The organism is Paenibacillus sp. J22FR21, from assembly GCF_056269135.1.
The window spans coordinates 36,210-47,900 of the sequence record NZ_JBWDNJ010000005.1; the positions used below are offsets into that span (position 1 = coordinate 36,210).

Genomic DNA, 11,691 nt, shown 5'->3' on the forward strand with positions numbered 1-11,691 from the left:
ACTTATAAGACATACGGCTCAAGCCCTACTTTAGCAAATGATTCATCATGGATACCTGACAGCAGCTCCTGGAACTCATTACGAAATGCCAATAGCTTCTTCTCAAAATCCGAATTAGCTTGATGCTGGCTAATCGCTTCATTCCGACGTTCTGAGATTTCATCGAGTACATCGAAGTAGAAGTCATTCTTGTACAGCTCGAACTGTCGCTTAAATTCAGTCTCAAGCGATTCCGCTAGCTCGATAAAATCGCTCATACATGTCTGCTTCGCCGCCATCACTTTCTGGAAGTTTATGTTCTCTTTACTCATTTGAACCATATCCAGAATAATAGTCGCGATGGATAAAATCGGTCCTAATGCTTTCATAATATTGCCTAGTTTAGCAGCCAAATTGACTGCCTGCCACGGCTTAAAGCTGTGTCCGAAGAACTTGCCAATATTATAGATGCCTTTGTGCAAATTTGTCCCAGCTGCCGCGGTGGAACTGAAGAAGAATCCAGCCTGGGTAGAAGCTCCTTTCATTGTTAAGTCTAAGATGCCTCCGCTCACTTTATTCACGATCGAAGCCATTGATTTAAAGCTCTCCTGCATTGCGCTTAAATTACCGAAATTGACATTGGAGATGTTTAGATCAGCTGCATGCTGAATTTGGTACATAAAAGCTACGCCAAGATCGCTTTGGAATATGTCTTTTATTTCTGCATTTAAACGCTCTTGCTCCTCCTGCAGTAATTGCTCGAACCGGTTGCTAGCCTCTTCCACCAGACGCTGGATAGAAGCTTCAATTTGCTTAGTCTCTCCGTCAAAATCCACGTCAGGCTGCCCTACCTTAGCGGAAAGCCCGCTGCCTAACCCAACAATGTTGGCCCGGAGCTCTCCGGTGATCCACGATAGCTGGACTTCAATATGTCGGATACTTTTCTTTACTCGGACCTCAATTCGATCAAGTAACATATAGAATACTTTGTTATCGGAATTCCCAGAAGCCTCAATGAGTGCTTTATCAAGCTCGGACATTACAAGACGAAATGGAGTATCCATCTTGCCTAGCAATCCCTTCATCTCGACAAACTCATTAAGTTGAAGAATAAATTCATCAAAATGGGACATTGACTTATATGCTGGCTTATTATGGCTAACACCTTCTAAATAATCTGCAGCATCAATAAAAGAGATGTTAAAGTCCTTAATGTCATATGGACGCAAAGAATGCCCAAGTGTTTCAAGGTAATTTCCCTTCAACTCTTCATAATCACCGGGTTCCATAGACATCTTGTTCACGACGAGGTTCATCTTATGACGGAAGCTGTCGTGATAGGCAAGCTTAATGAAATTATTGAGAATAATATCATCAAACAGGTCGCTCGTAATGACGAATACCAGCAAATCAGATGCGCGAATCGCTTCGTAGGTTACGGTATCGTGATCTGCCCGATCTGTGTATAGCCCTGGAGTATCAGTTACCGTAATGCCATTCCATTGATATTCCGCAGCTTGATCAGTGGCAATGTCAGCATCAATTTTAATATGCCGATTACCAGTTAAAGCTGATATAATAGAGGATTTACCTGAACTGTACTGTCCTATGAAGGCCAGCTTTAAAACAGAACGGTTATTCAATTCCTGCAAAATTGTTTCGATTTGATCCGCGATTGTCGAAAACACTTCAGACTGCTGGCTCAAAACTGCTGCTGCTTCCATAGATAATTGAGTAAATTGTTCGCTTATGGCCCCTAAGCGGAAAGTATGATTATTTACTGTCATCCTGCTTGCCCCTTTTGTGTAAGTTGTTTAGGAATCGGAGATAAAATAATAGTTTCCTGTATTTTTTCGCTGACAGCCTGACGACGTTGCTCCGAGATCCGTTCTCTTGTATAAATGGTGATACTTTGTCCAAATTCGCGTTTGACACCAGAAACTGTACCGGCAATAAGAGTATCGTTTATTTCAATCGGTATTGTTTTGGACTTTTTAGCAAAATTAAGTATCCGCCAACCCAATGCCCGACTTAATCGGTTGGCACTCACTTCAAGCCCATCTTGAACTTCATTGATCTGCATATGCATTCCCGTACAGATCTGGACCATATCTTTGAAATAAGTATCCAATAATCCTGACACTTTCATATGTATTTCATTGAAATGCCGGTCAGCATTGTTCATCAGCTCTTCCTCCTGATCTGCGATAGAAGATGTGAGCGATGACTCTAATTTCTGAATTGCTTCTCTGATCTTTGTCTCCCTTGATTTAAAGAGACCGGATACTAATCCCAGCAAGCCGGCAATCCCCCCAATTATCCAGCCAATAGGATTAGAAGCCAAGAATATGGCAAGCCCTACTCCTAATATCCCTCCGCCGGCTGATAGAAAGCGAAGCATATTCCGAGAGCTAAATGTGCTGGATGTCCGGATATCCATTCCTTTTGCACGCAGCATTTCCTCCGAAATGGCCAAATCCTCAACAACCTCATGGAGATAATTTTCAATATCCCCCATATACCCGTTGATTTGACTTTCCATTCCACTTCGAATCATTTGCTCAAAGCCAATTGAGCGGACCCGTTCGGCCCAAGCTTCCTGAATTGTATCTTGATTCTCATCATAATACTCGTTTGCGAAGGTGGCCACCTGCTCGCGCAATTTGGAAAATTGAGCAGAAATATGTTGCTGTATGAGTCTTCCATATTTCTCATAGTTCCGGCTAGTCATTTTCTTACTATTGGTCTGAGTGCTTTTCAACTTGTTCATAATTACTAAGAGGTCCTGTAATTGTTCATGAACAGCCTTACGCGTCGTCTCAATTGTAAAATACGTGCCGTCCAATATCGTTTGTGATCTGCGAATAACACCGTCATCTATAATTGCCAGCCTGAGTGAGTCGAGGAATTTGCCAACATGACTAGCCTTAAACAAGATATCTGCATGCTGCTCATACGTATCCATACGTGACATCTGTGCGGCAAGCAGTTGGACGGGAATAATTTCAAAAAGTTCCTTCTTGTAGTGCTGTGCGGCATATCTTCTAATACGTTCGATATGACCTTTAATAGATCTCTCATCCGTCCGATCATACATCAGTTCTGGATCTTGCAGAAACTCGTTAAAACGAACTTCATGGAGGAGGTTTTCTTTAAGGTTAAGCAAAATTACAAATGGTTTGTTCTTCTCTCGAACCGTTCCGAGGAATTTAAATTCGCTCTCTTGGACACTGTCATTCTTAAGCACATAACAAATCATATCGGACTCATCAATAATCGATTCGGCAATTTCTTCGTCGCTTTTACCACCTGGGGCACCTATCCCTGGAGTATCGATAATCCTAATGTTTTTCCAATTGTAAACACGATTGAATCGAGTTGTTCTCTGTTTGCCTTTTCCAATAGCATCTGCACCTTCCCCCGTCACAATTGCATGCAAGGTACTCTTGCCTGCTTTCGTCTTGCCGAGAAACGAGATTGTAAATGAATGCATGGCACGTTTCTTCTTTAGAAGGGACTGCTTCTGAAAAGTAATCAGAGGCTGTAACTTATGTTGAATCGCTTGCTGCAGCGCCTCCATACTCCCTTTTACGTCGAGCTCTTCGTCTTTATTTTGTTTCATATGCTTAACAGTGTTCTGCACATTCTCCAGCAGTATCTGCAAAGCTTGCTCCGATTGTTCCAAAATAGGTTGCACATAACGATAGTCGCTTTCAGCAATCTTACCGCACACCTCAATCGCACTCGTATATTCAGGCCCACTGAGCAGCAGTTTGGTCTGGAAATCCTGTATTCGTTCACGTGTACCACGTCCTGCTAAACGCGAGGCCAGCTTAAGCATACTATCCGCCATTTTGGAATAGAAAAAGGGATGCAGCTTCTCGCCTTGTTCTTCCGGCTGCACTACAGCATTTTCAGTCGAAAGCTTTGTCTGTGTATCCTGCTTCAGTTTCTCATAGTCTGCAATAGACACGCCCAACTCTTTCACACTGAGCTTGAGAACCTGTTCCTCAGATGGATCTAGATAATCGTCAACCAACGCAATTGTTACACCCATGCCAATAATGTCTATTCTGGACTTTTCATCATATTGACCGCGAATTGAATCCAGCAGTTGGACCAGCGTCCTTCTGCCCTCTTGATCAACATAGACAGCCTGAACTCGTTTGTACGCATCCTCTGTCGCAACCGCTTCTGTCATAAACATATCGAGGAGTTGGAGCTCCCGGTCGTCGATCTGCCCATCCGAAATAATAATATTAGCCAAATACTCAAAAACATCATGATTCATCTTGTTGTACTCTCCTTATTAGCTATAGTGATAATACTAATCCATCTTTCTAGCTAAGACACAAGCAAATCCATTCCAACAGTTAGAAGTTTTATAAGAACACATTACAATATATTGGTGACAGCACACTGCCATGGAACATACGTTTGTAGGTATTCTTTCTCTCTAAGTAAGCCACTCCCAAAATCTGCACACTAAATATTCGTCAAATTATTACAAAAACCTCTCTGTTTTCCATCCTAAATAATCACAAAATTATATTTATTCCTCAAATTATAGTTCATTGGAATTGTTACTCGTGATTATTTAACAGATGCGAATGTCCTATAATCATAGTAGATAAAAATAAAGATACCACCAAAAACTAGGAGGTATCTGATATTGTAGACGCTTGGAAGATCTAGCTGCATGCATCATTAACCCAACCAAAAGAAAGGTCCACTTCATTCACAAGAACTGGATGAATGAGTTGATCTATTTGTCCATTACAATTAAACAGCTTGACGAATGCACAGTAATCATCAAACCAAGCAGAAGTGTCGCTGAAGGAATGAACGAGCACTATTGCCTTCTTAGCATTTAGTTTCTTAGCCTCCAATATTGCTGATGCCGTCCGGTGCAACAGTTGATATCGAATGTTGTCTAATGACAATGAGATAGGAATTTCTAATGTATTTATTAGAAACTTTAGTCGTTGCAGTTTACCTTCACTTGCTTCATATATCCAGTCCTTTACCTTTTCACCAAAGGGTTCATTAACCTTTCCTTCAACCATTATGACAACCAGGTCTTGATTTGCCTTCCCTAGAATAAAGAGGTCATTTTGCGAAGGAGCCTTTTTATTATCCAAATAAACCTGGTATTCAGGGAACGCGTAGAGGATTCTCATGGTACTAAATTCGGTATCATTAAATATAGTCTGAACCTTATTTGGAAGGCCATCAGATTGCGTCCAAGAATTCGCAAGCTCAAAGGCTGAGAAACCTTTCTTCCACTGCTTCTCTGGATCTGCGAGTAATCGCCTCCAATCATCAAGATTACCAGTTAGAGCGCAAAATGTTTTCATGACACCCTCCTTAATTTTCTTCTACATATCCAGAATCCTTCAGCCTCTTACGGGCTTCCGATAGTTCCTCATCTGTAAAGAGATGAGCGTACTTTGGCGTGTAGGCTACAAGCTTCTCTACGGTTAGATCAAGCCGCTTTCTTGTCCATAACTCAGTAAATCCACTACTAGAATGACTTGAAAGAACAAACTTCTTTGCAGTTTGTAACGAATGGTCAGGTGAAATAAGCATTTGTAGAAATCGGGTTGCATTGTACCCAGTTTCTTTTTTTGCTATATGATAGATATTGATCATATCCTTGTGAAACTCCTTAAGAATATCACTCATACTAACACCACCTCTCGATATGATTTTCTGTGATAACTTTCACCAACTAAACCCTCACATACTCATTCCGATGCAGAAACCACAATCCCAATTCCTTCACTCGAATCCCAAAAGCCCGAGCCAGCTCATCAGCATATGCCTTAACCTGAGGCCGATAGAAATCCACGAATGCAGTCTGATGGCCGTCTTCATAGACGTCAGTCTTAAAGTCAACGATGATCCAACCATCTTCCTCTTCAAACAGGTAATCGATAACGCCCTTAAGAATGGTACGAGCTACTAACTCGTCCCCTGCCATCTTTTCCATCTGAGTTCGATATGGAAGCTCGTGAATTCGTCTCTTCGCAGCCAATCCCCGCCTCCAGATCTCATGCCGCATAACATTATCTAGCATTGAATTTACATCCTCTAGTAGTGTCTCCACCAAGCCCTCTTCATCTGCAATGGCTCGTATCTCTGACTCCATCTCTTCTGGCGTCCTGCCGGTTCCAATAAGCTCAATACATCGATGTACGGTACTCCCAAATGCCATTCCCCGCCCTGCTAACGGACGCGGAGGCTGCACGCCAGCGCCTTTGGTGATCTCAGTGACAGATGCAACTCGGTACGAATGAATCGCAAGAGCTTCGCGTTGCTGCCGACCACTGCTAGCGTCCTCTACTTCATCGTGCCTCGCATCATATACAGGCGGTGTGATTTCTCGTACTTTTACATCTTCAAGCTCCTTCGCATCCTGCAGACTGCTCTCAAATCCGCTCCACGGATCAATTGCAGGTCGATCAGGGTATCTGCTAATGACCAGAAGCTGCTTAGCCCGAGTAGCAGCAACATAGAGGAGCCTCTCCTTCTCGGCATTCATATACAGGCGCTCTCGCTCCGCAAGTTCAATCCACCTTGGAGGATGAGCGATAACATCATTTTGATATCCCTTTTTACGTGTAATGCTGAAATACCCTTGAACCAAATCCCCAGAGCGATCAATATGTTCAGACGCATCATGATCCGATTCCCCGCATGGACAAGCTAAGAAGACAACTGGAGCTTCTAATCCCTTAGCCTTGTGTAAATTCATAATCCACACAGCATCCTGCTGACCCGCAAATAAGTCTTCTCCTTCTACTGACGCCTCTTCAGTCAAACGCACTAAATACGCGCAGAGCTCTGGCCAACTTGCAACAGCTGCTTCTTCCCGCTGTAGAAGGTACAGTAATTTAATCAATGTACCCGCCCGAGTCGAGCCGCTTTGTCCCATAGCAGCAAGCGGAATCAATCCCAAATCATTTATAATAAACAGGAGTGCCGATAAAGCCGGCATTCTTCGAACTTTTCTCCAAAAAACAGATAGTTGTTCCAAGGCTTCAAATACTGGCATAGCTGTTGCAGATACACCTGAACGATCGGGTAAATATGTATACGAAACTGGGAAGCCTTCCATTTTATAATGGAACAATGCATTATCACTTACGCCAAACAGCACACCACGCAACACCGCGAGAAGAGCGATTCGATCATCCGAATCATTTAAGCTTTTGGCAAGTGTAGCCAAACCTCTGATTTCCTCATACAGCGTCGAGCTGCCCGCCGTTACAGAAGGTATGCCGTAACCTTCAAGCTTCTGTGCATATAAGTGCAGAAACTCCCTGCGCTTATGCAGAATGAGAAAATCCCCAGGTACCGCAGGTCTCGAAACAACTTCCCCTGATAAGCTCTTCTCTAGGATCTTTAGATTCCCCGCACACGCCCAAGCAATATAACGGGTTACCCAATCAGCATCAGCTTCTGCGATAACAGCTTTTCCGCCTTGCAACTTTGGAATGGTTAACGTTTGAATGCCGTACTGTGCGCCAGAGCTATTAACCGGATTGGCTGAGTTCGTCTCCATCTGGACAAAAGCAGCCTGATGCTCGGTTTCAATTCGTGGAAACCGTGAGTTGAATTCATAGTTAACAAACTGACCAATGGCATGCACGGATCTAAAATTCGAACTCAGCTGCAGCACTTCACCGCACAACTTGATCTTGCTTTTCACCGCATTATAAGTAGAAATATCTGCTCTGCGGAAACGATAGATGGACTGTTTGGGATCACCAACGACGAATAAAGATCCAGGCTTCGGAGTCGCGTTACGCCAATTGGATTCAGCCGGATTGTCACCCGTAAGCAGAAACATCAACTCTGCTTGAATCGGGTCCGTATCTTGAAATTCATCAACGAATAATCTGCTATAACGATCAGCGAAGAAAGAACGCACTTCACTATGTTCGCGAAGCAGCGATGTTGCCCGCATCAACAAATCCTGAAAATCCAGTAGCCCCAGCTCATTGCGCCTTCTGGCGCAGAAATGAATTGCCGGCATGACAAACGCAATTAACTGTGGATACAGATGCTCCCGCCATGATCGCAGAAAGGGATTTAGGACTCGGAATTGCCACTCTTGAAAAGCCAACTTAAAATGCTTGGCCATCTCTTTATCCGTCCATCGATTTAAGGTTGCTGCCACTTCCCGTTCAAACACCAGCGCCAGATTCAGAACGCGCATGTCATCCTTCAAGCCATACAAATCAATCATCCGTCTGCCTTCCCGAATCATCTGCTGCAGTTTATCCCAGCCTTTCTCCGGCTTGAAGGTTGGCATGTAATCGAATGCCTCATCCATCATAGATGGCAGCGATAGCCGGATTAGATCAAAATCAGGACGCGGTACAAACCGCAAATCAATGTGTACATCGGTATACAATGAAACTCGATTATACACCTGTCTAAGATCCTCAATGGAGACCTGCAGCGACTCAAGAGCCTTAATTTCTTGCTCCTGCCCAGCTTCGTTCAACTGCAGCAGATAATCATCCCAGCAGCGGTCCTGGAATCTCAAAGCTTCTTGATCTTCCAGCTCCCGGAACATCGGGTCGAGCTTCGCCTCAATGGGACGCTCACGCAAGAGTCTGCCGCAGAAGGCATGAATCGTACCGATATAACAACGGTCAATGGATTGCAGCGCTTGACGTAAAAGCGGTGCAACGGTTTCAATTACAGCAGTTCTCAAACGCTTCTCCAGCTCCAACCGAAACCGGCTCTTAAGCTCATCCGCTGCTTTACGTGTGAACGTAATCGCTGCCATCTGCTCGGCAGTTGCCTTGCCGTTCTCAATTAGTGCAATCATTCTGCCTACTAGAGAGGTCGTCTTTCCGGACCCGGCTCCCGCTTCAACCAGAAATGTCGTATCCAAATCTTGAATGATGCGATCTCTGGCTACTTGATCATTATGCATATTGGGCTGCCTCCTTGACCTGAAGCATGGCCGCTTCATTGCCGCATACTTCTCGATAATCGCACCATCTGCAGTGTGCAGCATCAACAGTAGGAGCAAATGTACCGGTTTCAATGCCATGAAGCATCGTGGTCAGCAGCTCGGATAGTTCCCCTCGTCTGTTTTGAATCCGGGACACTTCCTCCCCTTTTCCCCGTTCAGTCGGAAAGTAGTAGGCGGACTCCACGACTCGCGCATCCGAATCAATACCTTTCTTTCTTAACCATTGTTCGACAGCCACTGCGTACAACGCATGCTGAAGCTGCGTACCTTGAGCGAAGTAGTCATTCTCATCATATTTGCTCGGTCTTCCCGTCTTATAGTCAAAGATCTTATATTCATGCGGCCGAAGTTCATCTACCCGATCCACGAACCCTTTCAGCCGAATAACGAGGCCATTCTCTAACACCACCGTCAGCGGCTCGTCTTCCACTTCCAGCTCCAGCTCGAAATAACGCGGTTTTGTCATCCGTTGCTTCTCTACTTTAAAGAAAACGTCCACATCCTTCCGGATAGACTCTGCTTCCTTATGGAAGATATGCGGGCTCGGCGGCGGTACAATAACCTGATACTCTTGAATCGTTTGCTCCGTAAGTTCCAATAACCGTGCACGATCATGATGAGGCTCACCATTTTTAGTCAGTGATATGGCTTCTTGTAAATAGAGATAATAGATACGGTGCAGCAGACTACCCCGATCCGCTGCTCCCAACCATTGTGAGCGGTCGAATACAGCTATATCTTTATCACGAATCTTCAATATGAAAGAGTAGTAGAATTTTCTCGGACACTCCGCATACCGCTCTAGTTGCGTCACGCTCAGATAAGCTTCCGAATTCTCTCTATACTTAATGGTAAATGTACCCGTATCCAGAACCCCATTATCTCCGGAATGGGCAGCTTGATATGCTTTAGAGGCAAAACGGTACGAACCTAGCAATGAAGTTAACCCGTTGCTTAGCCTGCTTCCATCCGTTAATCGACTCAGCCATCGGTCCGTGCTATCCAAATGATAAGCCGTCCCCTCACCCTTCACAGGCATATAGCCAACAGGTGTTCCCAGGTAGCTGTTCATTGTCGAGAAATCCATTAACGGATTGCCACACAGTGCTCGACAAACCTGAAGCAGTTCAAATGCCGCATTCTCTTCTTTCTGATCAAATGGATCATACGAACAGAAGCTAAGTGTCACGTTTCCGCTGACTTTGCCTAAACGACTGTTTCTTTCCAAAACCTTCCGTTCAGCTCGCTGTGCCGAAGTAGGTAAATGACCGATACGATCCCGCTCCTTATCGAGCAATACCGGATCCTGCCTCGTCTGGACCGACCATGCAGATTCATTCATACCCACAATATAGGTGTGATGCCGCCCAGAATCCCCGCCTTCCTGCAAGGAAGAGACGTAAATATGTCCGCTTCTCGGACCACTACCGAGAATGCTTATGTCGGTTAATATTTCCTTCACATATCGAATGGAACTCTCACTGTTTACCGTTTGCGGATTAACAACGGCTAAGGAATCTGCTTGATTGCGTAATGCCGAGAGCAACGCCGCGTCTTCCGAGCTAGCAGAAGCTGTATAGCTCTCCAGAAACTGAATTAATGCCTGCAGTACGGTTAGCGGATTCCAATCGCCTTCTTCCGGCAGAACTGCAAACAAACTGCCAAAAACAACATTCAGTAACCCAACTGCCGGGTCTTCTGCTCCAACAACAGCCTTATTCAGAACCGTATATCGTGCTCTTCCCCAGCCAATCCCACTTTGTTCTAAGCATCGAGAAATAGAGGCCGTTGAAACCGGATCTTCGTCGTTCCGAAAAGAAATAAACCCATGCCTAAGCGCATTCAGCATGCAGTCTACATCATGGTTACCAGACAACCATTCCAGATAGGCATGCGCTGCTTTGCCTACTTGCGAGAATGAGGCAGGTAACCCTTTAGAGAATGTACAAGGTATATCTAAGGACTGTGATATGGTGTGCATCACCGTGCTATATGTATTGTAGTCAGAGAGAATCACTTCTACCTTGTCAAATGGAATGCTGCTACTGCATATTCTTCGCAGCACTTCACGAATTTCAGCTATGCTACCTGCTGCCTGAAATAATTCTGGCTTCGTAGCCGGTTGTAAGAAGAGCGCCTCTGGGAATAGCAGCTCTTCTTTAATAACATGAAGACGAGTCCCTGCAAGCCGAACCAGCATCTCTCGCTCCATGCTGGAATTCCCTGCTGTATCCCTTGTAATGATTAGTTCATCTTTGGTGCTGCTGCTTGGAGTTAAACATGGCCGCAGCCCGGCAAAATCGGTGAAGTTTCCGTCTGTTAAGCGGTTCTCATACGCAGCTAGAAGCTCTAACATGTACGAACCTTTTTGCATATTTTCAAACTTATCGACTGTTAATTCAGATGACAGAAGGCCTGCCTCTCTAAGCTCCTGAATGGCATGATGAAAACTCTCGACAATGCCCGGTGTGATCATCTCAACCGGGAGATAATCGGAATGCTGCTGAGCCATATCCATCATTACATTGTTAATAAGCCAGAAGGTTTGATCTCCGCTGAGTAATGTAAGTCCCCGCCTTACTAACTCCTGCTTCGTTCGTTTCATGATCAAAGACCTTATCGTTTCAATTTCTACATTCATAATTGGACCATACTCCGTGCAGATTCGGTTCAACCATTGCTCGCCCTGCTCATACCGATCAACCAGGATGATTTTC

Annotated in this window: 6 protein-coding genes; all 6 read right to left on the reverse strand. The window is 44.6% G+C overall.

The window, feature by feature from the left end; translation table 11 throughout:
* Positions 1–2 precede the first annotated feature (2 nt).
* Positions 3–1,766 (reverse strand): GTPase, encoded by a 1,764-nt coding sequence (locus AC0YNS_RS18730; RefSeq protein WP_475782507.1) that lies wholly within the window; start codon positions 1,764–1,766, stop codon positions 3–5.
* Positions 1,763–4,270, reverse strand: coding sequence for a GTPase (locus AC0YNS_RS18735; RefSeq protein WP_475782508.1), 2,508 nt, complete (start codon positions 4,268–4,270; stop codon positions 1,763–1,765). Before AC0YNS_RS18735 ends, AC0YNS_RS18730 begins: the two co-directional genes overlap by 4 nt.
* A gap of 400 nt (positions 4,271–4,670) precedes the next feature.
* Entirely contained in the window at positions 4,671–5,336 is a 666-nt protein-coding gene (locus tag AC0YNS_RS18740; protein WP_475782509.1) for a DUF6946 family protein, read from the reverse strand.
* Between the two features lie 10 nt (positions 5,337–5,346).
* The gene (locus AC0YNS_RS18745) at positions 5,347–5,664 is read right to left on the reverse strand and encodes a hypothetical protein (RefSeq protein WP_475782510.1); all 318 of its coding nucleotides are present in this window, start codon (positions 5,662–5,664) and stop codon (positions 5,347–5,349) included.
* Positions 5,665–5,710: 46 nt separating this feature from the next.
* A complete protein-coding gene (locus AC0YNS_RS18750; RefSeq protein ID WP_475782511.1) occupies positions 5,711–8,932 on the reverse strand; it encodes a UvrD-helicase domain-containing protein in 3,222 nt (1,073 codons plus the stop codon).
* Positions 8,925–11,579, reverse strand: a complete 2,655-nt coding sequence (locus AC0YNS_RS18755) for a PD-(D/E)XK nuclease family protein (protein WP_475782512.1) — start codon at positions 11,577–11,579, stop codon at positions 8,925–8,927. Before AC0YNS_RS18755 ends, AC0YNS_RS18750 begins: the two co-directional genes overlap by 8 nt.
* Between the last annotated feature and the right edge of the window lie 112 nt (positions 11,580–11,691).